We start from the raw sequence: 25959 nt of genomic DNA on the forward strand, positions 1-25959 counted from the left end.
CGCTTATAACCTCCGAAATTTAAATTTTGTCAGGCAATCTATGAAGCTTCTACCCTCCTTCTGCCACTACTAGAATCGTAACATCCGATTGTCATCGAAGAGCAATGGGAATGTTGTCGCTTTGTAAAAACAGACCCCCGTCATGAATGTCGGACGGAGGTCTGTTCCCATAGATGCCTTATTTTTCTTTTTGGACGTTCAGCTTCTCCTCTGCCGTCTGTCCCGCATAGGTTGCCGTGAGCGTCGTATGTCCTTTCTCGAGAGCCGTAACATTGCCGGACGCATCGATGGCCGCGATATTCGGATCGCTGCTCGCAATTGTTGCGCTAGCTGTGACATCGGCGAACGTATCGTCGGAATAATGCGCGGTTACAGTAAGCTGTACCGTTTCGCCAGCCCTCATCGGTTTGAGCTTATCGATGGAGATTCCTCGCAACGAAGAGGTAACGTTCAGACGATATTCGGCTATGCGTCCTTCGAAGGATGCCGTGATAACCGTTTCGCCCATGCTCGCCGCGGTTACGAGTCCTGTTTCATCCACCGTCGCGACGACCGGATTGCTGCTCACAAACGTTACGCCCTCGTTCAAGGGAACACGTGTGCCGTCGGCATACACCGCCGTCACGACCGATTGCAGCGACTCTCCCGCCTTCATCGGCGCAAGGCCGCCGATTTCGAGGCTTGCAACGCTGCTAGCCACGGAAAGGCTGTAGCTGGCGGCGATCGTACTGTAGCTCACCGTGATAACGGTCTGGCCATAACCGATCGCCGTGACGAGACCGGAAGGGCTCACCGTCGCGACGGCCGGATTGCTGCTGGCGTAACGAACACCGGCTGTCCAGCCCACGCGGGATCCATCATTGTAGATCGCGGCAACCTGAGCTTGCCGGGTGTCGCCCGGATTCATCGGCGCGAGTCCGCCGAGCTCCAACGCCATGACTTGGAACGGCTGGCCGGCCGCCGTCTGAAGCTGCATGTTGGCATAGTAGCTGTTCAGAATCTGATCGAATTTCCAGCCGTTCAATCCGAGCATGGACGCGGCGTATTGGCTCATGCCGACGCCGTGCCCGTTGCCGCCTCCGTAGAAAGTTATGCCGGCAATCGAGCCTGCCGCACCCCGAATCACATCGAAAGTGAAAAACGCCGAATACAGAATGCTTGGGTTTCGGAGCGTGCCAGCCGGATCGTAATCTGCCGATCCGCCTTTGGCCCGGTAAGCAAGGATATCGGAAGCGCTGCCGGTCATCGCTTTGCTCGGACGGATGAGGAAGCGGATGTTGAATTCCTTAATGATCTTATAAGTGCCGGTCGTGCCCGTAATAACGAGCTCCGTAATATTGCCGCCTGCTCCGCGTTTCGCCACGGAGATGTCCGTCAGCGTCCCGACGCCACCCGGCGGAATGGGCTGGCTTGCGAAGCTTCCGTCCGGCTGTCGGGAGAGGATAAAGGCGGGATCCGCCGTGTAACGGGCCACCAGGTTGGCGTTGATCGTATTTTGGAGCTCTTGGCCGGTAAGGCCGATTTTCCAGCGAAAGTACAGCGATTCGGAGTCAAACCCGCGGTAGGACAAGTCCTTGTAAAAAGCGTTCAGCGCCTGTTCGTCGGACGTGTTGAGCTCTAGCATTTTCGAAGGATCGGCCTTGTCGTACGTGTAGCTCCTCGCGATCAGATAAGGAATCGGTGTCCCTGGAAACGTCGTCGCGCCCAAATCGGACCACACCTCATGCTTCGATGCGCCGAAGCCGCCGGAGGTGGAATAGAACCGGGCATCGACGAGCTGGCCGCCGCTCTTCATAATCAGCCCTGCCGTCGCGTTCACGGCTTGCGTCGTGAGGGCGTTCTCGGTGCTGTTGTTGAACACTTGGCTCAGCGTGCTGTCGTCGATATGGAAGCCGCGGTCCGCGAACCGATTGCTATAGTAGTCGGTCAGCGCGTAAGTACGGGCTGCGACGGCTTGCGCCTTCAGCGCTTCCAGACCGAAGGAAGCAGGCATTTCGCTCGGAACGACTTGGTACAAATATTGTTCCAGCGTAATGTCGTTGACGAGTTTCAGCCTGTCCGGTGTCGCCGCAAGGGAGATTTCGAGCGTGTTCCGATAAAGCGGATTGCCTTGCGCCCGTCTGAAAGTCATGATCTGCAGCAGCGAGCTGTCCGGGCTCAGTTGCGTGGCGTACATGCGGTTAGCTGTGCGATACAGCTCAGCACCATCCATCATGACGACAATTTGACCGCTCACTGTCGTGAACGTAACGAGCTTGGCCGCCGGAATCGCGAAGCTTGTGTTCCCTTTCTTATCCAGCAGCGTATAACCGTTCGCCGATTGGATATCCAGCTTCGCGTGGTCGAACGTCGTGTTGTCCGTAATGTCGGCGATGTCTCTGCGGATGCCGACGCGCATGCGGTCTGCCGGCGTTACTCCGTTGATAACCAGCTTCGCGATTTGGCCAGCATCGTTCGGGTACGCCGTGACGTTCTCGGCGCCGATCATCACTTGAGACAGCGAGCCTGCGTACGTTTGCCCGCCTACGACGTGCTCGACGGTGTAGCCAGGCGCCAGCGGCAAGACACCCGCTAACTCCAGCTCTAACGTTCCTTGCGCCGTGTTCTTCTCCATGATCTTCTCGGTCAACGGCGCCGTGAATGCCGCAGCCGAGTTCGCATACACAGTGCTCGCTCCTCCGGTCAGAGGGAAAAGAACGGACACTAGCATTGCGGCAGAAACTAGCAAATTTGTAATCTTGCGTCTCATCACTTCCAGTTGTAGAACATCCACATCTTCTCACTCCTTTTGTTGTGGAACTCTTGTAAAGCGCTTCCATTCTTTCATTCATATCATAAAAGCTTTGAAATATAATTTCAATATATTTTTTATTTGTAAAATATTAATTTATTGTGTGAAAGAAAATCCTGCGAATGAGCGAGCATTCGTGAGAAAATCCATATTCTTCGAGGGAGCGCAACAGGCCACCGTGTTTATCTCCGGCAGCCTGTTTGATCTTTGTTATGAAGCTAACTGTACCCGTTAGCAGAGCAATGGGACATACAACAACGTTGCGGTCTCTTTTTCGGGAAATTGTTATGGGTGGTGCAGTCCTTTTTTTTTGTTCAAAATTGGGAGTTCCTCTCCTCATGACGCTGGGGCTATGCGGTTGATATGCTGAGACCAGAAAACATGATCGGAGGCTGGTTATTGGATGGGAATTATGATGTTTCGCATTTCAGTTGTTTATTTCTTTATCGGGGTGGTTCTGGGCATTCTCATCCATGTGATGCCGGAACAGGCAGTCGTGCATCCTCATTGGAACCTGCTCGGATGGGTGTCATTCGCTCTCGGCGGGATTGTATATTGTCTCTTCCCTAAGGCGGGGACAAGTAAGCTGGGAAAAGCACATTTTTGGCTTCATCTTCTAGGTATTCCCATTCTGCTTTACGGATTGCTGCGCGTGGGGATGGGGCAGCCGGCGGAGCCATTCGCACCTTTAGGCGGTCTGCTTTATTGTAGTCGGTGTGTTGTTATTATGGTCTAATTTATTAGTGCTATCTTTATCTAGTCCTGATTTAATACTGCAGTAAACTGCCCGTTAACTTAGTTTCCGATGAGTTCAAAAATAAGATCTTGGACAATATTAACTATTCTATTAATTGCTCATTTTTGCAGCCCTCACGGCTAAGCGCGACCTAGCGGTTGATTATACATTACACTACGGTGTGCTATCTTAGCCTGGCGTCCATTTTAAACTCTTTTTAACCAGTCCATGATTGTATCTACTGTTTCCATATATCTCTGCCCTACGAGCACGCCAGTATGAGTTGTGTTCCAAAGCCCTTTATATGCAGCACGGAGGTGCTCCGCTGTCACCCTACCCCGACGGTCGTCATCATCACAGTTTACTGCTTTGATAACCAAGCACGGGCAAGAAATTGAATTGCTTTCTATTGATATACCCTCTGTTTCGATTGAAAAAGAAAAAGCGCTAAATGCCTTTGATGACTCCATTGTCAGATACTTTCTTTGAAATTCAATGTCATTTGCCGTTTCATCTATGCTTGAAAGCTCTTCACGGGCCGGGGCAGGCAATATGATACCAGGTATCATCTGGGCTAATTCTTTGTATGGTACTACTTCATGAACTTCTTTGCTTATGACTGAATCGATCAACACCAACCCTGCGATCTCGACGGTTTCAGCCAACTTCTGGCTCAAGATCCCCCCCATGCTAAATCCGATAAGAATCGGCGAAACATCACACTCAGCGATAACCTCTTTAATATCCTCCAAATAATCCTCGAAAGTTATCTTAGTCATATCCAGCAGCCTGCTTTTGTAGTGACTTCTCAAGTTCATGACATAGCATTTCCACCCTTCACTGATAAAGTGAGGAATGTATTTGCTCCACATCCAACTTCCTGAGTAGGCACCGTGTACAAAAAGCAAAGGGGGCCTTTTTTTAGTTGCTTTCGGGAAGTTTTCCCCCTCGAATATCTCTAAAAATATATCGTTTTCCCCAATGTATTTCTCTGTATGATCGGGCAATTCTTTCGTAAAATCTCTCACGATGATTTCCTCCTCGTAATTTTGTTTGACATCAAACTATTTATTTAAAAAAATTTAAAAGTTGTAATAAATCTTTTTTAAAACGTTAAGCAGATCTTCTTTTTCTTTTTCAGAGATGTTTAAGTAAAACACGTCTAACATTTCTTTAGATATTAATTCAAAGATCGGTTTCAGTTCACTCCCCTTATGAGTTAAAGTGACATAAACAACCCTCGTGTCCTCTCTGTCCCTTTCCTTTGTCACATATCCGAGCCGGACCAACTTGTCAACAAGTGCTGTGACTGTAGATTTATCCTTATTAATCCCTTTTGAAATGTCCGCCATAGTGAGTCTGGGCTTCTTAAACAGCTCATAGATGATATCACCATGTGAAGTGCCAATACCGTCTATCCCATACTTCACCATCTCTGCTACAATAAACCGATTAACTTTCTCTCTAATTTTGGAAATTAATGAAATGGCATCTCTATTTTGCATAACCACATTATAGTTTGATGTCAAACCAATGTCAAATGTACTTAATGCGCTTCCCGCGGTGGGGGGTAAAAATGGTGATTTTCCGCTTAGGAATGCGCATGGATACGTTCTTGAGATTGTTTTCCCTCGCACCTGAGATTACGATATACTCCTGATTGGATTCGCTCATGCTTAACATCCTTCCGTTAGTGTTAATTTCTACTTATATTCACATTGTACCATTCATCGTGCATTGAAAGTCGGGCAGCCCGAACTTGCACCTTTTATTGTTCTAACCGGGAATTAATGATTAGAGATAGCTACCCTCTCATGCTCTCCAATCTTCAATCGATTAAATAATAATGGGAACTTAACCTCGGACTGTGTAAAGAATACTTTAGCCCTTCAATTGTTTAACTATCATTCTCCGTTACTTTAATGACTTTGTCACAATTGCACATAAGCAGCCTAATATTGGGAATAGACTTACTCTGTTTGGAAACATTATATATTAAGCAACTAACAACAAAAATAAAGGAGCGGATTATGAAAAGTCCAATTCAATTTTATGAATCCAACGATATAGAGCATACGCCCAGATTAACTGCTCCTGAAGTTGCAAACCTTTGGTCGCAATACCAAAACGACACCATGGCAATTTGTATCTTCAAACATATGTTACAATTTATCATTAATAAAGACGTTAAAAATATAATTAAATTTGCTGATGACATTGCAAAACGACAAATTGAACAGATTTCCTTTTTTTTAAACGAAGAAAAATTTGCCATTCCACATGGTTTTACAGACGATGATGTTTATCCAAAAACCCAACAATTATTTAGTGATCAATTCTGTTTAATTTACATCTATATTATGAGTGTTAATGGATTGGGTGGATATTCTGCCGCTCTAGGCACGTCTGTACGAACAGACATTAGAGAATATTATGTTAAATGTCAGAATGAAACAATGGAACTATTCAATAAATCGTTAGATGTTGCCCTAGAACAAGGTATAATATCTCGACCACCTTCAATTAACCCAAATAATCAAGTTGAATTTGCTGAGAAACAAAGTTTTCTTGCAGGCTTTTTCGGAGAACAAAGACCATTAAATTGCATTGAAGTTACCCATCTCTTTTGGGATTTAAAGAAAATACAAGTCAGTAAAGCACTTACCCTTGCTTTTTCCCAAGTAGCAAAGTCAGAGGAAATTCGTGCGTATTTCTGGCGAGGGATTCAAGTTTATAAAAAACAAATTAATGTTCTCGAGGCAATCCTTGCCGAACATAACTTACCTGTTCCTAAATCTGAGGACGCAGAAATATTGGCATCTATCGAGCCAACGTTCTCTGACAGACTAATGATGCATCATAAAGCACTTCTTGGTGCCACAACAGCGGGTTTTTACGGTACAGCAATAGCATCAGTACAAAGATCTGATGTAGCATTAGCATATACTCGCCTTGTAGCTGAAATGTTGAAATTAACAGATGACGGTGCAAAAATAATGATTAAACATGAATGGCTTGAGGAACCCCCATATCTTGAGGATCGAGAACGCTTAGTAAAAAGGAAATAATATGCATTTATGAAACGAGAACAGGGAATCAAAAGAGTTTATGGTGAATTGTATGCCCAGGATTCGACAAATTCTTAATGGACCTGTACTATTCTCGATCGTCAATTTGGAAGCCATGTTAATAGCGCTTTGAATAGTATTGTTTATGAACAATTCCAACGTAAATAAGTCCAATGAGCTAATTGACTTTAGCCATTTGGACTTTTCTATTTGGCCTACGGATAACGTTCATTTTTACGATTTTATCGATCTGGAAGAACTCAATCTTGGTTTCAGGAAGTTCATCGAACTAATAGGTTACAAGATTTAAGTTTTGTATTCGAGATAAAAATTAAAAAATTCTCCTTCATCCCGCTGCGCGTGTAGCAGGTTCGTGGCAGTTCTTCTTTCCGTTATCTTTCGAAGTAGGCTAGACAAAAGCAAAAGCAGGAACCGGTATCCCTCTTTCAACTGTAATGGAATTAACCTCTCTCCAAGCCTCCAGATAGATTTATAAAATCTAATAGAAATAATCAACTTTTTAGCTGAAAAACACTTGTCGTTACTTTATTATCCCTTATTAATCAACTACTTTGGCGCAGAAAAATATTTTCGGGTATCGTAGCGTATTTGTTTCGGCAGGACTCGCTCCAAATCCTCATTCAACCATTTCAGTGTCTTGCTTCGGAGAAACGACCTCATATGTTCTTCTGCCTCTAGCATAACTAAATTTATCGTGCAAGGAGGCGTATCTGCTGTACAAGATGTACACTCCTTATCTCGGTACAGTAGGCCGTTTGCAATTATGTTTTTGCATTGAAAAATAGGATTTATGCCTTCAATTGCATCGATTACGTCCAAAAAAGAAATTTCTTCTGGAGACTTGGACAAACTATAACCGCCTTTAACACCAGGAGTGGATTTAACGATACCAGCCTTTGTTAATTTGCCAAACATCTTAGAGAGGTACGTTTCAGAAATTCCTTGAAAAGCGGAAAGTTCTTTTATACCAACGCTGGAATCTGGTGGAACTTCGATTAAATATACAAGGCAGTGCAGTGCATATTCAACGCCAATACTATACTGCATAAAAAACACCCACTCCTTATTACGAACTTAGTTAATATTTATATTAAGATATAAAAGAAAAAAAATGTCAAATCTGTTCATACCCTTTCTACACTATTCCCATTAATAGGAGTTTGACAACTGATTTGTTAAGGATTATATTATGGATATGACTAATCGTCGATTAGGTATGACGACAATTGTATTTTAAAGGAGAGAAATTAAAATGAAAATGCTTATCATTAATGCCCATCCCAAAATTAAGTCCACATCTTCTGTCACCTTGAACGTTCTCGATCATTTTTTGAAGGTATATAAGGAATTAAACCCTAGTGAGACCATCGAACAAATCGATCTATATAGCGAAGAGGTACCCATGGTCGATCAAACGGTTTTGAGCGCATGGGAAAAATTGGCGCAGGGTGAACAGATCACCGCTGAAGAGCAAAAAGTGACTTCGCGTATGGCTGAAGTCTTACAACAATTTAAAAGCGCTAATAAGTATGTCATTGCCATGCCGCTGCATAACTTCAACATTCCGACAAAGCTCAAAGATTATATGGATAACATCTTCATTGCCCGCGAGACTTTCAAATACACGGAGAATGGCTCAGTGGGTCTGCTGAATGACGGCCGGAGCATTCTTGTGATCCAAGGAAGCGGTGGCGTCTACACCAATAACGATTGGTATACGGAAGTTGAATATTCTCATAAATACCTCAAATCCATGTTTAATTTCTTAGGCCTTGAAGATTATCAAATTATTAGAGCTCAAGGTACTGCTATTAGAAATCGGGAAGTCGTATTAGAAGAAGCCTACAAAGATGCTGACCAAGCTGCCAAACATTTGTCTGGTTTAGTTAGGTCATAAGGGGATGCTAAAAGCTATTGAGAGTTGTTATGGATTCTCAATAAAGAGTCTTCTTCGGGACTTAGGATACCTGCACTTATAATTCGGTGAACACAGTATCTAGCTGATCAACAATAACCCCTGCATTATCATAGGCTGTTATCATCCCATACGAGGTTGCCCTCATGTGTGGTAACATTGGGACAGCCTCTTTTTCATCTACATTCAGGTTAACGATTTTTCGCATGAGCAGCATCGCTCTTCTCTTCAAGACGACATCAAGAATGGAATCTTTCCAGCAGCGTTCTAACCAAAACAACTGACTTTAGTGATAGTCAATGCCTTCGGAGGTTCACCCTCCTATATCTCAACGGCTGTTATCATCTCCCCTTTGTATAACAAAAAATATTATACATATATTTCCATATTTGAATTAATCATTTCAAGAGTGATTGGTGGGAGAGTATAGCAGTAAAATGTTGGAATAAAAATGAAAAAACCTCCATATTAAGGAGGTTGGTTGATACAATCTATATTTCAAACTCATTGATTCCGTTCCAATTCCTTTTGTTGCGCATCAAGCTTATTTTTTATCTCATCAATTTTAGTTTGGAGCCAATCCTTCGTGTACACTTTCATTAGAGCCTCTCGTGAGGTATCAATTGCGTTCAAAATTATTTCAATATCAGCTTCAGTTAGATTGTTATTATTTAACATAAAATCACCTCCGTTGCTAATTATCTCCACAAGTTGTGAACATAATACAAACACTTCATTTTCTGACACATAACAAAGGAATGTTAGGTCAAAATAATAAATATGGAGGTGATATATAATGACGCAAAATGACAACCTAACGTCATTGGAAGTGAAAAATAACGATCGTGAGAGTATAGTACCATCAACAGCTTCCCTCACAACAGAACAAGTTAAAAAGTATAATGACCGCATTGAAGAAGAATCTAGACAAGAGATAATCCATCCTAGTGTTGATGGCAATTAATTTGGTTTAAACCTACTGAACCGGGGGCCTCATTTGACTGAGGGTGACGGCCAGACCCTTGATTCTCTCCAAAACACTACAAGAGCAGAGATGGAATTGATTTTTTATAGAATTTAATCAAGTAATAAAGCAAAGAGGAGCTTGGTCGATTGATTTCGACTGAGATCCTTTTGTATTGGACCCAGCGTTCTCCATCTTCTCTCGGGGGCCATCGTAATTTATGCTCCATATGTTCCTGCATCTCACGGGGAGGCGAACCCATGACTAAAAAGAAGAGCAAGCCGCCTGAATTTGAACTGCCACATGCTAATCCGGTAAAAGTCAAAATCGAACCCTCGTCTCAGAAATAACTTTTTTATTCAGCTTTAGAAAGTAATAAAGAGCCTCCATACTGGGGCTCTTTATTATATATACAATCTATGGGATTAGATTACCATGAATTCGGAATAAATATACTTTACAGTTACAGAATCGGCTAGCAAATAGCGCTGTTGCTCCGTATGAAATGAAATTTGGAACCATACTTCATTTGGGCAAATTTATTAAATAACTTTTGTACCATTCCAATTTCGTTATCGGTTAAGTTCATAATGGATATATACTTTTGCGTATTCTGATCCCTTAAAAAATCGTCCCATCGTAACATTCGGTTATTTTGAAGAGCTTCGTCCAGGGAAATTTGGATCCATTTCTTTATGCCGCCCGTACATATTTTGAAAGGGTCTGGTATGAAATAATTCGTATCATTTACAAGCCCTGGTTTTAACATCAATAAATGCACAGCATTTAAAGCATCATCCAATGCTGAATGGCTTTGCCCTATGAAATGAAGGCCATGATCTTCTAAAGCTTGTTGCAATCCTCCTTCAAAAAAACGAGTCATGTCCAATAAATGAGTAGTTACCCATTCATTTTTAATACGATTCACTTTGCAATCAACTAGTAAAGTAAAGAAATCGCTGCCGCCCCATGCAATCAATTTAAAATCGCTGCCGCAAAATTTTTTAAATTTCTCTATAACTACCTCAAAAGGCTTACTTTTTAATAATGTTTCTTCTGTAATACCGCAAAACTGCAGTGCAAATCTATTTAAAGGAAATTTAGGACGAATAAAGCTTTGGAACGTATCGACAATTTCCAATTGCTCATTTAATTTTACAGCCCCAATTTCAATAGTCTCCATAGGATATATATCGTAGTGTCTCCTACCATTGAACTCCATATCCATAACTATATAATGCACTCGCTTTTCACCTCTTACCTTTTCTAATAAATGATCTACTTAAATTAAAAAAAGACCATGATTGATCCAGCATATGCCGAACAGACTTGGTCATGCGATTTATTATGAGAACCATCAGCCACGGCTTCTCCATGGAAAGAGTGATCCTCACCAGCTCATTCACCCATGAGATATGAAGATATCATATTCACATCGATCATTTCAAGTATTAGGTTTTTCCAGACTTACCAATGTACATACAATAGTCTTATGATGATAAGAATTGATTATAATGATTTGTTAAATTGTGGTGCCTGGTTTGGGATGCTACCATGAAAATAAAACGATTGGAGTGGTAAAGATGAAAAGTTTTACATCTGTGAATATGATCAACAATTTCACTATAGAAAACACTTTAATGCTTAAAAGAAGGATAAATTGGAGGAATAGTTCGTGGAAAAGTTAAAAAAGTTTCTAGCTTACTACAAACCTTATAAAAAAGTGTTGTTTGCTGATTTGTTCTTTGCAGCACTAGCTTCGATGACCGTACTTGCCTATCCCTTGCTGGTAAATCAAATAACCAAAAACGCAATAAGTGACGAAGGAATCGATGTTACGTTAGTTTTTAAAATGGTTGGCATCTTTTTATTTCTGATGGTCGTGGAGTATGTCAGCAACTTCTATACCGACTATTTTGGGCATGCGATGGGGGCAAAAATCGAGTCTGACATGCGAAAAAATTTGTTTCAGCATGTTCAAAAGCTCTCGTTTTCGTATCACGATAATGCCAGAACTGGGCAACTGATGTCTCGGATAACTACAGACTTATTCGATGTATCCGAACTTGCACACCATGGACCAGAAGATACGGTAATCTCTTTGGTGAGAATCCTGGGCTCGTTCATTATATTGCTAAGTATAAATTGGGTACTCGCGTCAGCTACTTTTTTGATTTTACCTTTCATGTTTATTTTTGCCTATCACTATAGCATCAAGATGAAGCACGCTCTTAAAAAAAATAAAGAACGTATCGCAGATATAAACGCTCAAATTGAAGACAGCCTTTCTGGGATTCGAGTTGTGCAATCGTTTGCAAATGAAGACATCGAAGTGGATAAATTTAGAAGCAGTAACTATCGTTTTTTAGAAAGCAGGAAAAAAGGATATTTGGTGGAAGCATTGTTCTACAATGGTTTGACTGGGTTTATTTCATTGATTAACATTTCGGTTGTTGTCGCAGGCGCCATTCTTATAAGTTATAACCAGTTGCTTCTAACCGAGTTGATTACCTTTTTGTTATACATAAACACCTTAATTGACCCTGTGAAGAGGTTAGTGAACTTTACTCAGAATCTTCAAAATGGGGTGGCTGGCTTTGAACGTTTTATGGAAATTATGGCGATTGAGTCGGACATTGCCGATGCCAAAGATGCTACTGAGCTAAGCAATGTAAAGGGTTCAGTGGAATTTGTAAACGTAGGCTTCCAGTATGCCAGCGACTCGAATTATGTGTTTAAGAATATAAACATTACAGCAAGACCCGGTGAATATGTAGCACTTGTAGGACCTTCTGGAGTTGGAAAAACGACCCTTTGCAGTTTAATCCCGCGTTTTTATGACACCAGTGAAGGTACAATAAAAATCGATGGTACGGATATAAAAACCATAAGGCTAAAATCATTGCGTGACAATATTGGGATCGTACAACAAGATGTGTATTTGTTTTCGGGTACGATTAAAGAGAACATCTTGTACGGGAAGCCTGGGGCTACCGATGAGGAAATGATCAACGCTGCCATAAATGCTAATGCTCATGAATTTATTATCGGACTTCCGGATGACTACAACGCCTATATAGGTCAACGTGGCGTAAAGCTTTCAGGCGGTCAGAAACAACGCATAAGTATCGCACGTCTATTTTTAAAAAACCCTCCTATCCTTATATTGGATGAAGCCACTTCCGCCCTAGACAATGAGAGCGAAAGGGTGGTTCAGGAAAGTTTTGAAAAGTTAGCTAAGAACCGCACTGCCTTTGTAATTGCACATAGGCTGTCCACAATAAAAAGTGCAAAAAGGATTATTGTCTTATCGGAAGATGGGATTGCAGAGGAAGGTACACATACAAAGCTTATTGAAAACAATGGTATATATGCAAAGTTCTACAAAATGCAGTTTGATCAATTATAGTATAACGTTTAAAGACGTAGATACTTTTAATTACTAGAATACAACCTAAAAGACGCTAAGCAAATATTTCTTTGTTAGCGTCTTTTAAGTTAGGCTAAAATTCCTTCCGTATACTGAACAATCCTTGGTGTTTGGTTTTTATGGGTTTATTATAATCTTACTTGCATTTAATAAAAATTCTTTCATATAGTTAATTGATATTCCACTATGAAACCTTCTAATTTCAAATAATGTCCATTCTTCAATATGTTTTATTTTTGCTAAATAAGTTCGGTTTCCTTTGGATTGTTCATTTAAAAAAAGATTATACGTATCAACTTTCTCTTGAGCATCGCCTTCCATTATTTGTTTAATATTTTTTTCATAGAAGATACTTGTCCTATCCGCCCATGATATTAGTTCGCTTCGGGGTGTTGTTGAACACCGGATTTCATCAGTACCTTTATAATAAAAGGTATTGTCATTTATATCATATTCAGACAAAAACAGAAGATCTAATAAGCTCCAAAAGTAATCTGCCTCATGTTTAATGTCCCATCTTGAACAATATTTAGGATGTAGTGTAACATGAGTAGAAGTAAACCCCGCATAAAGTAAATTTAAATCATTAATTTTCTTAAAGGAATTGGGAATTAGATTGTTACTTCCTACAAAAGTAACAACTTCATCCGTAAGTATAATTTGTTTAATATCAGTGATTTTTTCTTTTTTAAAGTTAATGAATGTATCTGTCGAAGAACTAAATTTATCTGTTAATAAAATCTCTCCTTTTAGATTTGTGTTTTTTTCTTTGAAGTCTATTAACAAATTACATACAACTTCCTCAAAAACTTGAAAACCATCTATTATTTCATCAAAACTATCCAAGGTGTAGGGTGGAGATACGACTTCTATTAAAGCATTGGAATATTCAGGATGTATCTCCCAGCCTTTGCTAAACAAATAACCCACTTTTTTTACTAGATTTTCATGAATATCCGTCATAGACTTTATTTTATTTATAATCTGTTGTGATGCTAATAAGTAACTTATGAAGTCACGTTCTTTATAAACTATTGCATATTCTTTTTCGATTCCAAACTCAAACCTGTCAGGAACAATTTTCATTGTTATCCCCCCCTCAATACCTCTTTGTACTTGCCCGTTCGTATTATTGTTTGATAATCTCTATATTTCACCTTCTGCAGCAGCAGCTATCTCTTCTGCCTTTCGAACTTCACTGAAAAAATGATCTAACTCACGCTTCGCAACTTCACGTATAAATCCTAGTTCTTCGCCAAATAGCTCAGGAGTCCATGTACGCCCGAAGGAAGCATGGACCACCTCATCAGCCCAATCGTAATCCTGGAACTGAGTCATTAATGGATGCTTCACTTGATCTCTGCAGAATTCAAATTCCCCTACTTTTCCCGGACGCTTCATCGCCCCTTCTTCGATTCCAATACTTAGCCACGCGTATTGCGCACTCGGGATTTTTTCTATATTGATATCATAATCAGACGTATATTGTGGGCGTGAACGCCAATCCAACCCTTCAGCCTCCAGTGCTGCTTGACCAAACAATGCATGGCGAACCTCATCCCACAAGTGCCTTGCTAAGTCCCGATAGAATGCCCACGGCATTCCTTTTTGTGACCATAATACAGCCGCAATCAGTTCCGCTGCCGTCATCTCTTCCTGACGTACTCTCATCATACCGACAAGTCTGTCCTCATTCGGCTTCTCGAATTTCATTCCCATGCTTGTACGGTAAAGGGTTGTTTCACCCATACGTGCTTCTCGTTGCGATTTTTTGGGCAATTGATAGACCTGAAAGGACCTTATACGTTCTGGTATTTCAGAAGACCTTTTCATTTCGTTACTCATTCCACCTGCTGCAAGGATGCATCGCTTTAATAACGTACACAATTCTTCAGAACCAGCCTCTTCCCACTCCCCTGCGTTCTTCAGGTGAGCAATTGCCGCTTCTCCCCAATTTACTTGTTCCTCCAGATCGAGAAGGATTGAGCGTAATATACGAATAGTCGGTTGATCTACAATTTGTTGTGTACGTTGTATATGGCTCCTATAGGCTTCAATAAGTGCTGGTTTAATCACTGTATACACGCCGGCTAACCATTCGGAATCTGTACGAGCATGAAGAATTTCGTCCATAAGCAGCGTTAACGTTGGATCTGGTTCCTGCCCAACGTTAGCAAGAGGCGTACGCAGATGACTCACACGTGTACGAAGCTGATCCGCTGCTTCTGCATCCTCATAGATGTGTCGTCCCATCGCAGTTTTGACATCCCAGTTATGTCGTGCTGGCAGCTGAGCTGCACCTATAAACATAAGACGCTCATGAATGAACCGATATCTCTGCAGTATCTTAGCGTTTGCATCAACACCAAAAGCACCAATTGAATATGGATTGTCAATTCCTGTAAATGTAATTTCCAACTTTATTCCCTCCTATGACGAGCGCTGAATAATTTCATTTTCTCTTAATGTGAATTCGTTTACAATAGATAAAGAAAGGAATTCAATGGATTTATTTGATCAGAAAGGGTGCCTCCAATTGAATGGAAAATTGCCTATTTTACACTACTGCGGTGACTTTATTGTTCGACGTAACTGGAAGCTGGGACCACGTATTTTAGACGATAACGAGTTGGTGTTTTTCCCTCAGGGAAATGGAACCATCTACCGAAATGGAGATCAAGTTTATACATTGAATCAGCCCAGTTGGGTTCTTACAAAGGCAGGGGAAACTCACAGCTATCATTTCGGAGAGACTGCAGCTACTCGTCATCTTTTTCTGCATTTCAGTGGTGGTGAATGGTTTGCGCCTACGCTTTTTAGTACGATGTATTGTGATGTAATACCTGTTAGGGAAGGTGGACTACTATCGGTAATAATCAGCCAGATCCTCCACATCGCTCATGAAGAGACAGATACCAATCGGTGCAACATCTTATTGTCAGCTCTGCTTAGCGAGCTTGAATACTTGGGCAATAAAAGCAAAAACACTTCAATCCCCGCTATGAAACATTTAAAAAATAAAAAAGAGGCCGTAACCGACCCCTCCTATCCGCTCGTGGTGAGCAAAGCATTATCCTATATTCGTAATAGGCTCCTTGTGCCTATTACCGTAGCCGAAATTGCAGTCCATTGCCAGTTATCTCATGAACACCTGACTAGAGTCTTCGTACGTGTCATCGGAATTCCTTTGCGTCAAATGATCATTCAACTGCGGCTAGAACGCGCTTCTCATATGCTCCGTCATAGTACACTTAGCATTAAAGAAATCGCCTCGCAGTGTGGATATGCTGAGAACCATTATTTTTCACGAGCTTTTACCGCCTATTACGGTATGACAGCAACAGCATACCGCCAAGAATACGCTGACCCACGTGTCCAACACATCGTTCCTGACGAACGATTGGAAGAAAATTATCCGATTAATGTTTATTTTCACATTAACCCTTAATGCCCGTCATAGAAATGCCCTCGATAATATTTCGCTGGAGAACAAGATAAACGAGCAGTACAGGCATGACGGCAATTGCAGAACCAGACATCATTAAAGTCCAGTCAGTCACATAGAGTCCCTTAAACGTACTAAGCATCAAAGGTACGGTGAAGTTGTCGGTTGAGCTCAGGAAAATGACGGGCTTAAAAAAACTGTTCCAATGTCCCAAGAATGAAACTATCGCTAACGAAGCTAGAGCTGGACGAATGAGGGGAACCATGATACGCCAATAAATTTTCCACATGTTCGCACCATCAACATAAGCTGCTTCTGATAAGTCACGTGGGATACCCATAAAAAATTGCCTCAATAAAAATACACCAAAAGCACTGAACAATGCATCCGGAACTATGAGGGATAAATGCGTATCGAGCCAGCCGAGATTTTTTAAAATGATGTATAGTGGAACGATCGTAACCTGTTCGGGAACCATCAACATGGAAATAAACAGGATGAAGAGAACATTACGAAAGGGAAAATCAATTTTAGCAAATGAAAAAGCAGCCATAGAGCATGTTAACAATTGACTCAGTACCACAATCACAGAAATATAAGCACTGTTTTTGTATGCTTTATCAAATGGCATAGCTGTTAGAGATCGGCTAATATTCTCCCATCTCCATGGATTCGGAAATAAGGTCGGCGGCACTTGAAAGATTTGGGCTAAGTCTTTTAAACCGCTGAATGCCATCCATAAAAACGGGCCAAACATGACTACAGAGGCTAGAATCAACAGAACATGCAGAAGGATGGTTGATACTTTACTACCTATATGGTTGTTCTTTTGTTTACTGGGTACTGTTCCTGCTGGAACTAATTTCTGATTTACCGTTTTCATGCGAAATCCTCCTTAATCCGCGTAATGGACCCATTTGCGTGAAATATAGGTCTGTGCAATGGTGAAAGTCAAAATGATAACAAAAAGCATAGTAGCCGCTGCCGCACTTCGTCCGAATTGAAAGTTTTTGAAGGCTAGCTCATACAAATGATACACAATCGTATAACTAGCTTTTGCTGGACCACCGCTCGTCATAACGAAAGCCATATCAAAGATTTTAAACGAGTCAATAATGCCAATAATGGTAACAAATAAGGTAGTTGGTGACAAAAGGGGCACAGTAATTTTCCAGAATTGCTGTGACCTTGATGCACCATCGATCATGGAAGCCTCATAGTAATCTCTGGATATTCCTTGTAAACCAGCCAGAAAAATGATCATGTTAAAACCTAATTTTTGCCAAATGCTCACAATCGCCAAGGACGGCAGGACGAGGTTCAAGTTGGTCAACCATTGTGGACCCTTAATGCCGAACAAGCTATGCAGCAGAAAATTGATGATACCGAAGTCACCATTGAGCAGCCACATCCATACAATCGCGACAGCGACAGAGCTTGTAACTACTGGCATGAAGAAAAACAACCGATACATAACACGATATCTCACTTTGTTCAAAGCAACAGCGACCAATATCGCAAGAAAAATACCCATCGGGACCGTTAATAAGGAATAATAAAGGGTATTCACTAGTGCCTTCTGGAAATCAGGATTATGAAAGGCGTAACTGAAATTATTAAATCCAATAAAAGTCGCAGGCTGAAATCCATCCCAATCTAATGTACTTAAAACAAAGGTTGTGATCAGAGGAATAAGTGAAAAGGAAAGCAGTCCGATTAATTGCGGGGCAATAAAGAAATACCCCCAGAATGTATTAGAACGTTTACGGTTCATGCAAGTCCTCCCATATAAATGGTTTCAAAAAAAATAAAAAGGGGGGACGGAATACAAACATCCTTCCCTCCTTCATGTCACACATTACCGTACATGCATCCTATTTTTTCGCTTTTACTTCCTCGATCTTCTTATTAACACCTTCGCTTATTTTCTTTAATGTCGTCTGAGCATCCTGTTTGCCTAACAGCAAGAGGTCGTAGTTATCTTTCACGATATCAGAAGCTCCAGGAACACCTGATTCGGAAGGCCATAGGGCATAACCAATCTCACGAGCATCGAGGAAATATTGAGCATGTGCCGGCTGTGCATTCTTATCCAATACGAGATCATCTACACCGCTAATCGAAGGAACGGCATTTCCCCCTTTAAGACGGAAGTTTTGACCATCCTTGGAAACAAAGTAAGATAGGAACTCATAAGTCTCTTTAGCATGAGCTGTCTTTTTATTCATAACCATGTACGCTGTTGGAATGCCAGCTGGTTCCATTTTTTTGCCAGTGTTAGTTGGCAGTGGGACAATGTCGTATTTTAAAGAAGTGTTTGCATTAAACTGCGGAACCCACCAACGACCAGCAATTCCAAATCCGACTTGGTTCGACATGAACATAGCATCTGGGCCTTGTCCTTTCGGAAGTGAACCTGAGAATACGAAGTTTTTGTTCTTTGTGTTTTCCGCAAGATATTGGAATGCTTCTACCGTTTTCGGGTCCTGATCTCCAATGAATTTGCCATCCTGAGGCTTATCGTAAGCTTTACCTCCGTTTAACGTTACCCATGAATAGACCGGGGATGACCAATCTTCAAGTACAAGACCATATTTATTTTTAGACTTTAGCTTTTCCGTTAACTCTTGTAGCTTCTTCCAATTCCACTCCCCTGATTCGTACAATTTCTGTGGATCGTCGGTGATACCGGCTTCGGCCAATACTGTCTTGTTGTAATACATAACTAACGGATTACAGTCAACTGTGATTCCATATATTTTATCGCCTTTCTTCGAACCGCCCCATAATCCTTCAGCAAAATCCTCGGCTTTGATTGGGCCATTGCCAACTTTCATCAATGGTGTCAATTCTTCGATTGAACCGTTACTAATGAGTTTAACGACAGTTTGATCTCCAGCATAAAATGCGTCTGGCGCAGTACCACCCTGCAGTTGAGTAATGATCTTCTCTTCGTAGCCATCGTTCGGTACGGCTACCAGCTCCCATTTCACATTCGGATGATCTTTGTTATACTGATCTGTCAGTTCGTAAAAGCGCTTTAACTCTCCCGGATTACCCCAAGTACTCCACTTTAATTTGATAACCTCACCATTTCCAGCCTTAGGCGTTGGTCCCTTCGTTGCATCTGCTGTCTTGCCGCCTGCCGGTGCAGAAGAGCTGCAAGCAGTAAGAATCATCGTTAGCGTCAGGACGGAGCTGGTTGTTAACCCCCACGTTTTTTTCATTACCATTCTTCCAATCGACTCCTCTCACATAATTAGATATCTCACCACTGGAATAAATTGGACTGCTATGAGTTAAACATATTTTAAATTACGATGGTAGCGTTTTCAATGAACTTTCGCGAATAGTAGATGGATTTTTTTGATCTAGAATATATTATTTCCCTTATCCTATTTTCGTCGTATTTTGATGAATAATGTGGAATTTTGGTCGTTACTATTCGACAATATCTGTGAAAACGATGTCAAAAAAGTTAACCTTAAGAAAATGAAATTGATCTATACTCAATTTACAATGAAACTTTGACCCTTAAACATCATACAAAGGTGCTCTATCACATATTCTAAATTCTGATGCTAAACTCTTATTATTAAATAGATGAGCTAATGACTTCTTAAATATCTTAAATATTGTTTTTCTTCTAAAGTTACTGCAGCATTAATATTCATAGGAGTTGCTCAATCCTCATTTTAAAATTAACTTGTATGAAGACGTTCAAAAAATTAGTCGTTGGGGGAATTCACTTGGCGAAACATAATGAAATAAAGTTAAGTCATAAGCTTCAACAAGCTTCCGTGAAAGTCGGGTCTGCGCGAACTGCAGCGGCTAAATGGGTCATGCACCACGCCAGCCTAGAAGCTTGTTTTCATGGGGCTTATTTCAGCGGCTCGACGGTAGGGCTGCCTGATGACGCTGAGTTATCGGCGACCTCCGATATCGATGTCGTGATCGTTACCACACATGCTGAGCCCCCACTCAAACTTGGGAAGTTCGTCTACGATGGCATCCTTGTGGAGGCCACGTATTTGTCTTGGAACGAACTTTCCTCGGTCGATGAGGTTCTGACGTCCTATCACCTTGCAGGCAGTTTCCGTGCGCATTCGATCATTGCTGACCCCACCGGACATCTGCGCAGATTGCAAACACAGGTATCTCACCACTTTGCTGAGCGGGTGTGGGTGCGTCGCCGATGTGAGAACGCTCGGCAGAAGATCGAAAACGCACTGCAGGCCATAGATACTTCTGCACCGTTTCACGACATGGTGACGGCGTGGTTATTCCCGACCGGCGTAACAACGCACGTCCTCCTTGTGGCCGCACTTCGCAACCCTACTGTGAGGCTTCGCTACCTCGCCGTACGCGACGTGCTTACGGAATACGGCCACGCTGACCTCTATCCAGATCTGCTGAAGCTGTTAGGCTGCGCTCATCTGACCCCCAAGCGCATCGAACATCATCTCGACAAGCTCGCCCTAGTATACGACGCCGCTGCAACCGCTGCCAAAACACCTTTCTTCTTTAGCACCGACATCACCGCCACAACACGGCCAATTGCAATCGACGGAAGCCGTGATCTCATCCGGGCCGGCTACCACCGTGAAGCGGTCTTCTGGATCGTCGCAACTTTTGCCCGCTGCCACAAGATTTTGGTTGCAGACGCCCCGCCGGACCTGCAACGTTTTTTCGCTCCAGACTTTGAGGCTATCATCGCCGACCTCGGCATCACCTCCACTGACTCCTTCATCCGCCGTGCAGAGGACGTCATGCAGTTCCTACCGAAACTTTGGGAGACCACCGAGGAAATCCTATTCGCCAACTCAGGCATCGTGTCTGAGTAGCGCATTTCAAATGCCTGACATAACTCTTCAAGTTCTTTCGTGAGAATACAGACTAAGACCACCTGCACCCGTAAGGCTAGCCGCAACGAAATAAGCTTCACCACAGAGGACAGATAAAGGAAGTACCGCCACAAAGTACAGCACTGAAGATGGAAAGCAGATCAAAAAGAGAATTATAACTAAATACGTGTTTCCTAAATTTGTAAGTCTGTAATATTCCGTAGTCGTGATTTTCAGCCCTTCCATAATTTCTAATCCCAATGCTCCGACGAATACCAAGATAACAAATACAATCCACATTGCTCCATAATGCTTCGTGAGGGGAGACATCGAATATTCCTCCAATAATTCAATCACGTTAATCTGCCTGTTACTTCAATGAAAAAAGAGGAGCTACATCGCGACAAGCTCCTCCACTATCGTTCCTCTTTAGCGTAACGAAGGTATTGATTGTCAGAGTCTATCCACCGAATGAAATTCTATATCCATCTGGATCTTTAATCGTAAATTCACTAAAAAAGTCATTTAAATCAGGTCCTTTAACAATCTCTATTCCTTTTGTTTTAAACTCCTCAAGAATTCGTCTTACATCTATATAACAAAAAGCGTCAAAATATAATCCACCCTCGACCGAGGAAAAGGGCTTAACATCACTTTTATTCTTCGCAGGATGTAAAATGAAAGTAACCGCGTCTCTACTCATATGGACATGTTGTACATCAGATCCACTAATTAGTTCATACTTGAATCCAAGTTTCTTATACTATTCAATTGAATCTTCTAAATTACTGACAAGTAATACCATGGTGAGTCCTTTTATTTTCATTTCTTCCATAGCAATACCTCCAATTGTTTTTACATAAATCCTAAAGATTTATTCGAAGAGCAACCACAAATACCAATAACCCCAATGACGAAAGAAACCCTCCCATCAGCTTGCGATGGAAGGGTTCCCTTGAACTGGTTACTTCGCGTAACCAAGCTCCTTCAATTGCTTATCGCCTTGCTCCAGAAGCTTCTTGTAGTTGAACTTCGTCTCCAGTGTGTTCAGGAACTTGTCGTAGTCGGCGGTTGGCATTTTACCAACATAGAACTTCAACAACTCCTCCTGCACATAACGATTAACGTCTGCCGCGTTGTAACCATCCGGCGTATCGACGTTCGGGCCGTAGTTCTTGATCTCCGGGAACTTCGCTGTCTCCTGGATGTATCTCGCCTGATTCGGAAACTTCGTCGACAAATACTCCATCTCCGGACGCCCCGTAATCTGATACAGCCACGTGTAGTTGGCTTCGCTAGCCTTCTCGGTCAGCTTGACTTTGCCGCCATCGAGCTTGTAATGCACGTCCTGCACCCCATATTGCACCAGGTTCAATCCTTCGCCTTCGGATACATAGTTCAGCAGCTCGAAGATCCGGTTCAACTTGTCTTTGTCCTTCTCCAGGCTCTTCGGGATCGCGATGTAACCGTTCGGCCCGATATTGGCAGTGCGAACTGCCTGAGCGCCTTGCAGCGGTGGAAGTACGACCCAGTCCGCATTCTGATTCGCCGTCTTCCAGGTTTTCACCTGATCATCCTTCATAATGCTGGCCCATTGATCGAAGAAGATACCGGCCTGACCCTTGAATGCCTTGTCTTGTGCAGTTGTCACTTTCGCGCTCGAAAATTCCGGCTCGAACACGCCCGGCGTCGAGACGAACTTGCTAATCGTCTCCAGCGCTTTTTTCATGTCCGGGTCATACAAACTGTTAATCATCTTGTCGCCTTTGTTGTAGAAAGCCCCCGGCAGGCCGACACCGTAATAGCCGTACAACGGCGACATGACAGTGGCAAAATCGCCGACCAGGCCGAACGTATCTTTCTTGCCGTTTCCGTCCGGATCTTTCTCTGCAAACGCTTTCGCAGTCTCGTACAGCTCATCCATCGTCGTTGGCATCTTCATCCCGAGCTTGTCGAGCCAGTCCTTGCGTATCCAGTACGAATAAGGAACAAAACTCGGCGTTCTGGAGAAACCGTACGTCTTTCCGTTCACCTTCGCCTTGGTAAAGCCGTCGTCCCCGATTAGCTTCTTCACGCCGCTCAGCTGTCCCATGTAGCTGTCCAGGTCCAGAAGCAGGCCGTTCTTCGCGAGCTGCTGGTACAGTGCTTTGTTTTTAATCTCCATCAGATCAGGCAGATTGTTCGACGCTGCCAGCACGTTCAGCTTATTATCCATGTCCGGCCCGTTCGCGATCAGATTCAGCTTGAAATCAACGTTCAGCTTGCTGTCGATCTGCTTCTTGACAAAGTTGTCGGCCGGGATAGACGAGGAACCGCCTTCTTTCAGCATTTCGATCGTAAACTTGGCAGACGACTTCGCTGCCTGCGGGGAGGACGAGTCTCCTGCGGCCGGTGAGGCCGTATTTCCCTTTTCTCCGCCTCCGCCGCAGCCGGCCAGCACGATGGCGCTGACGAACGATACGGTAAGAGCAGTTTGCATCCACTTTTTCTTCTGCATGTACAGATCCCTCTTTTCGAATAAATAGTAGAATGCCTATATGTTGAAATCAGCAGGCTGGAGCAAAGAACTGGACAAGCCTGCGTCAGATCAACCTTTAATCGCACCAATCAGCATACCCTTCGTGAAGTGTTTCTGGATGAGCGGGTAGACCACGATGACAGGGGCACTAGCCATAACGACCGCTGCCATCTGCAGCGTCGGTGTCGGAAGCGTCTCTTCCGCATTGATATTCTCGTTCTGCGTAGCCTGCAGAATTTCCCGGACGATGACCTGCAGCGGCTGAAGGTCCCGGTCCTGAACATACATGATAGCTTGAAAGAACTCGTTCCAATGCCCAACCACATAGAACAAGCCAACGGTAAGCATGGCCGGAATCGACAGCGGCACGGCAATCTGCAGTAAGACCCGCCATTCACCGGCACCGTCAATCCTTGCAGATTCAAACAACTCCTGAGGCAGCCCCTCCATGAACGTCTTGATGATGAGCAGATTAAACGTCCAGACCGCAGAAGGGAGAATCATCGCCCAGATCGTATCGAGAAGGCCGGTCGACTGAACCGCGAAGTAGGTCGGGATCAAGCCTCCATTGAACATCATCGTAAATACGATCAGGAACAGGAATAAGCTTCGTCCCCGCAGGTTCCGCCTGCTGAGCGGATACGCGAGAAGTACGGTCAGAATCATATTGACCAGCGTGCCAAGGACGGTAATCATAACGTTAACCATGAACGCCTTCGGCATCGCAGGCTTGCTGAACAAATAATCGTAAGCGAATAACGTAATCTCCTTCGGCAGCAGCACGAAGCCCCCGTTCTTAATCACAACTTCGTATGGCGTCAGTGACATGCTGAGCACGAACAGCAGAGGGAACACTGCGGCGGCGCCCACAATCGCCAGCAGGGTAATGATGACCATCTCGAAGATGACGTCCTGACGGCTTCTTACCATATGTTCTCTCCCCACTTCTTGGCAAGTTGGTTGGAGCCGATCACCAGCACGAGTCCGATCAGCGATTTGAACAGACCGACTGCCGATGCGAGACTGAAATTCATCTGCTCCAGACCGGTCCGGAATACCCACGTATCAATAATATCGGCGACCGGATACACCTTCACACTGTACATGATGTAGATCTGCTCGAAGCCTGCATCAAGAATATGGCCCAGCTTCAGAATGAGCAGCAGGATAATGACGCTGCGAATGCCCGGCAAGGTGATATGCCAGATGACCCGGAACCGGCCTGCGCCGTCTACCTTGGCGGCCTCGAACAACGTTGCATCAATCGATGACATAGCTGCCAGATAGATGATCGCTCCCCAGCCGATATCTTTCCAGATATCGCTGCCGATCAGTACCGCACGGAACCATTCCGTCGAAGTCAGGAAGGGGATCGAGTTCATCCCGGCTTCCTTGATCCACTTGTTTACGATACCGGATGTTTCGGAGAAGAATGCCAGCGCAATCCCATATATAATGACCCAGGATAGAAAATGCGGCATGTAGCTTAACGTCTGAATGAAGCTCTTGAACCGCTTGAAGCGGCATTCGTACAGCAAAAGCGCCATGATGATCGGCGGAATCGTGCCGAAAACGATCTTGTACAAGCTGATGACGAAGGTGTTGGTCATCAACTGGGTAAAGTAGGGGGATTCGACAAACTGCTGAAAATATTTGTACCATGGATCCGCCCAAGAGCTTCCCAGGAGCCCTGCCCCGAAGTTGTAATCTTTGAACGCGATCAAAATGCCGTACATCGGATAATATTTATACACGGCGTAGAAGGCAAGTCCAGGCAGCATCATGATGTACAGCATTTTCATCGACCAAATGTCTTTCCATAAGCTGGAAGCCCCCGTCCGGCACCTGTTTGCCGCAAGTCCCCCCGAAGCTGCAGCTTTCTGTTCTCTCATTCCGATCACCTTCCTCTTCCAGTTCACTCGCTAGGATGTTTCAGCCTTCTTGTTTCCACTATACCAAGACTAAGGCTGTCGGATAATGAAGAGGTTTCGCAAAAAAACTGAACGATTTTGAGTTTCTGCATAAGGAGAAATATCCTAATCGATATGGTGTGGTTGGCCACATCATCGCCATCCGCTATATTCCCGCCATGTTAGCGGATGTACTTATCCACAGAAAAGTGCGACTTATATTTTCCTGGCAAGACAATGTAAAAGTGCAGGAAGCACGCTCCCTGCACCCGAGTAAGATAGGTAAGATCCTGAAGTCAATCATCGGCCAATTTCAC

Annotated in this window: 24 protein-coding genes and 1 pseudogene; 7 read left to right on the forward strand and 18 right to left on the reverse strand. The window is 43.2% G+C overall.

Features of this window, described 5'->3' with window-relative positions:
* Positions 1-178: 178 nt before the first annotated feature.
* The gene (locus tag QFZ78_RS05565) at positions 179-2665 is read right to left on the reverse strand and encodes a SpoIID/LytB domain-containing protein (protein WP_307546037.1); all 2487 of its coding nucleotides are present in this window, start codon (positions 2663-2665) and stop codon (positions 179-181) included.
* A 529-nt stretch (positions 2666-3194) separates the two neighbouring features.
* On the opposite strand from QFZ78_RS05565, the gene QFZ78_RS05570 reads away from it, so the two are divergent.
* Positions 3195-3527 (forward strand): cytochrome-c oxidase, encoded by a 333-nt coding sequence (locus QFZ78_RS05570; RefSeq protein WP_307546038.1) that lies wholly within the window; start codon positions 3195-3197, stop codon positions 3525-3527.
* A 206-nt stretch (positions 3528-3733) separates the two neighbouring features.
* On the opposite strand, the gene QFZ78_RS05575 is transcribed toward QFZ78_RS05570, so the two are convergent.
* From QFZ78_RS05575 to QFZ78_RS05585, 3 genes are read right to left on the reverse strand one after another with little or no spacing between them, the layout of a single operon-like run.
* Positions 3734-4555: an alpha/beta fold hydrolase gene (locus QFZ78_RS05575; RefSeq protein WP_307546039.1), complete on the reverse strand. Its 822-nt coding sequence runs from the start codon at positions 4553-4555 to the stop codon at positions 3734-3736.
* Between the two features lie 54 nt (positions 4556-4609).
* A complete protein-coding gene (locus QFZ78_RS05580) occupies positions 4610-5032 on the reverse strand; it encodes a MarR family winged helix-turn-helix transcriptional regulator (protein ID WP_307546040.1) in 423 nt (140 codons plus the stop codon).
* A gap of 31 nt (positions 5033-5063) precedes the next feature.
* Positions 5064-5201: a hypothetical protein gene (locus QFZ78_RS05585; protein ID WP_307546041.1), complete on the reverse strand. Its 138-nt coding sequence runs from the start codon at positions 5199-5201 to the stop codon at positions 5064-5066.
* A 356-nt stretch (positions 5202-5557) separates the two neighbouring features.
* On the opposite strand from QFZ78_RS05585, the gene QFZ78_RS05590 reads away from it, so the two are divergent.
* The gene (locus tag QFZ78_RS05590; protein WP_307546042.1) at positions 5558-6595 is read left to right on the forward strand and encodes a DUF3231 family protein; all 1038 of its coding nucleotides are present in this window, start codon (positions 5558-5560) and stop codon (positions 6593-6595) included.
* Between the two features lie 567 nt (positions 6596-7162).
* Here the strand turns inward: QFZ78_RS05590 and QFZ78_RS05595 are convergent.
* Positions 7163-7663: an RrF2 family transcriptional regulator gene (locus tag QFZ78_RS05595; protein WP_307546043.1), complete on the reverse strand. Its 501-nt coding sequence runs from the start codon at positions 7661-7663 to the stop codon at positions 7163-7165.
* 205 nt (positions 7664-7868) lie between these two features.
* Here QFZ78_RS05595 and QFZ78_RS05600 point away from each other — a divergent pair, with 205 nt between their 5' ends.
* Entirely contained in the window at positions 7869-8513 is a 645-nt protein-coding gene (locus QFZ78_RS05600; protein WP_307546044.1) for an FMN-dependent NADH-azoreductase, read from the forward strand.
* Positions 8514-8589: 76 nt separating this feature from the next.
* Here the strand turns inward: QFZ78_RS05600 and QFZ78_RS05605 are convergent, their stop codons facing one another.
* Both QFZ78_RS05605 and QFZ78_RS05610 read right to left on the reverse strand, forming a co-directional pair.
* Complete coding sequence (locus tag QFZ78_RS05605) at positions 8590-8748, reverse strand: hypothetical protein (RefSeq protein WP_307546045.1); 159 nt, start codon at positions 8746-8748, stop codon at positions 8590-8592.
* A gap of 287 nt (positions 8749-9035) precedes the next feature.
* Complete coding sequence (locus tag QFZ78_RS05610) at positions 9036-9209, reverse strand: hypothetical protein (RefSeq protein WP_307546046.1); 174 nt, start codon at positions 9207-9209, stop codon at positions 9036-9038.
* Positions 9210-9327: 118 nt separating this feature from the next.
* Between QFZ78_RS05610 and QFZ78_RS05615 the strand changes: the two genes are divergently transcribed.
* Positions 9328-9495 carry a hypothetical protein gene (locus QFZ78_RS05615; protein ID WP_307546047.1) on the forward strand — a complete coding sequence of 56 codons (168 nt, stop codon included), beginning with the start codon at positions 9328-9330 and terminating at the stop codon, positions 9493-9495.
* 475 nt (positions 9496-9970) lie between these two features.
* Here the strand turns inward: QFZ78_RS05615 and QFZ78_RS05620 are convergent, their stop codons facing one another.
* Positions 9971-10738 carry a 3'-5' exonuclease gene (locus QFZ78_RS05620; RefSeq protein WP_307546048.1) on the reverse strand — a complete coding sequence of 256 codons (768 nt, stop codon included), beginning with the start codon at positions 10736-10738 and terminating at the stop codon, positions 9971-9973.
* A gap of 432 nt (positions 10739-11170) precedes the next feature.
* Here QFZ78_RS05620 and QFZ78_RS05625 point away from each other — a divergent pair, with 432 nt between their 5' ends.
* Positions 11171-12904, forward strand: a complete 1734-nt coding sequence (locus QFZ78_RS05625) for an ABC transporter ATP-binding protein (RefSeq protein ID WP_307546049.1) — start codon at positions 11171-11173, stop codon at positions 12902-12904.
* 138 nt (positions 12905-13042) lie between these two features.
* On the opposite strand, the gene QFZ78_RS05630 is transcribed toward QFZ78_RS05625, so the two are convergent.
* Together QFZ78_RS05630 and QFZ78_RS05635 are read right to left on the reverse strand one after the other, a co-directional pair.
* A complete protein-coding gene (locus QFZ78_RS05630) occupies positions 13043-14011 on the reverse strand; it encodes a hypothetical protein (protein WP_307546050.1) in 969 nt (322 codons plus the stop codon).
* A gap of 60 nt (positions 14012-14071) precedes the next feature.
* Entirely contained in the window at positions 14072-15343 is a 1272-nt protein-coding gene (locus QFZ78_RS05635; protein WP_307546051.1) for a hypothetical protein, read from the reverse strand.
* A gap of 118 nt (positions 15344-15461) precedes the next feature.
* Here QFZ78_RS05635 and QFZ78_RS05640 point away from each other — a divergent pair, with 118 nt between their 5' ends.
* The gene (locus tag QFZ78_RS05640) at positions 15462-16373 is read left to right on the forward strand and encodes a helix-turn-helix domain-containing protein (protein WP_307546052.1); all 912 of its coding nucleotides are present in this window, start codon (positions 15462-15464) and stop codon (positions 16371-16373) included.
* Here the strand turns inward: QFZ78_RS05640 and QFZ78_RS05645 are convergent.
* From QFZ78_RS05645 to QFZ78_RS05655, 3 genes are all read right to left on the reverse strand, one after another.
* Positions 16363-17253 (reverse strand): carbohydrate ABC transporter permease, encoded by an 891-nt coding sequence (locus tag QFZ78_RS05645; protein ID WP_307546053.1) that lies wholly within the window; start codon positions 17251-17253, stop codon positions 16363-16365. The two genes, QFZ78_RS05640 and QFZ78_RS05645, sit on opposite strands and share 11 nt — an antisense overlap.
* A gap of 12 nt (positions 17254-17265) precedes the next feature.
* Entirely contained in the window at positions 17266-18144 is an 879-nt protein-coding gene (locus tag QFZ78_RS05650; protein WP_307546054.1) for a carbohydrate ABC transporter permease, read from the reverse strand.
* Between the two features lie 100 nt (positions 18145-18244).
* Positions 18245-19597 (reverse strand): ABC transporter substrate-binding protein, encoded by a 1353-nt coding sequence (locus QFZ78_RS05655; protein ID WP_307546055.1) that lies wholly within the window; start codon positions 19595-19597, stop codon positions 18245-18247.
* Between the two features lie 522 nt (positions 19598-20119).
* Between QFZ78_RS05655 and QFZ78_RS05660 the strand changes: the two genes are divergently transcribed.
* On the forward strand, positions 20120-21214 hold the full coding sequence (locus QFZ78_RS05660; RefSeq protein WP_307546056.1) for a hypothetical protein: 1095 nt from the start codon (positions 20120-20122) through the stop codon (positions 21212-21214).
* 27 nt (positions 21215-21241) lie between these two features.
* Here QFZ78_RS05660 and QFZ78_RS05665 read toward each other — a convergent pair whose 3' ends face one another.
* The 5 genes and pseudogenes from QFZ78_RS05665 to QFZ78_RS05680 form a co-directional block, all read right to left on the reverse strand.
* Positions 21242-21544, reverse strand: coding sequence for a hypothetical protein (locus tag QFZ78_RS05665; protein ID WP_307546057.1), 303 nt, complete (start codon positions 21542-21544; stop codon positions 21242-21244).
* A gap of 130 nt (positions 21545-21674) precedes the next feature.
* A pseudogene (locus tag QFZ78_RS38440) lies at positions 21675-21956 on the reverse strand (VOC family protein); the annotation flags it as partial.
* Positions 21957-22178: 222 nt separating this feature from the next.
* A complete protein-coding gene (locus tag QFZ78_RS05670) occupies positions 22179-23711 on the reverse strand; it encodes a type 2 periplasmic-binding domain-containing protein (protein ID WP_307546058.1) in 1533 nt (510 codons plus the stop codon).
* Between the two features lie 90 nt (positions 23712-23801).
* Positions 23802-24662, reverse strand: coding sequence for a carbohydrate ABC transporter permease (locus QFZ78_RS05675; RefSeq protein WP_307546059.1), 861 nt, complete (start codon positions 24660-24662; stop codon positions 23802-23804).
* A complete protein-coding gene (locus QFZ78_RS05680) occupies positions 24656-25624 on the reverse strand; it encodes an ABC transporter permease (protein ID WP_373460081.1) in 969 nt (322 codons plus the stop codon). Before QFZ78_RS05680 ends, QFZ78_RS05675 begins: the two co-directional genes overlap by 7 nt.
* Positions 25625-25959 lie beyond the last annotated feature (335 nt).

It is taken from the genome of Paenibacillus sp. V4I5, assembly GCF_030817255.1.
GTDB lineage: Bacteria > Bacillota > Bacilli > Paenibacillales > NBRC-103111 > Paenibacillus_E.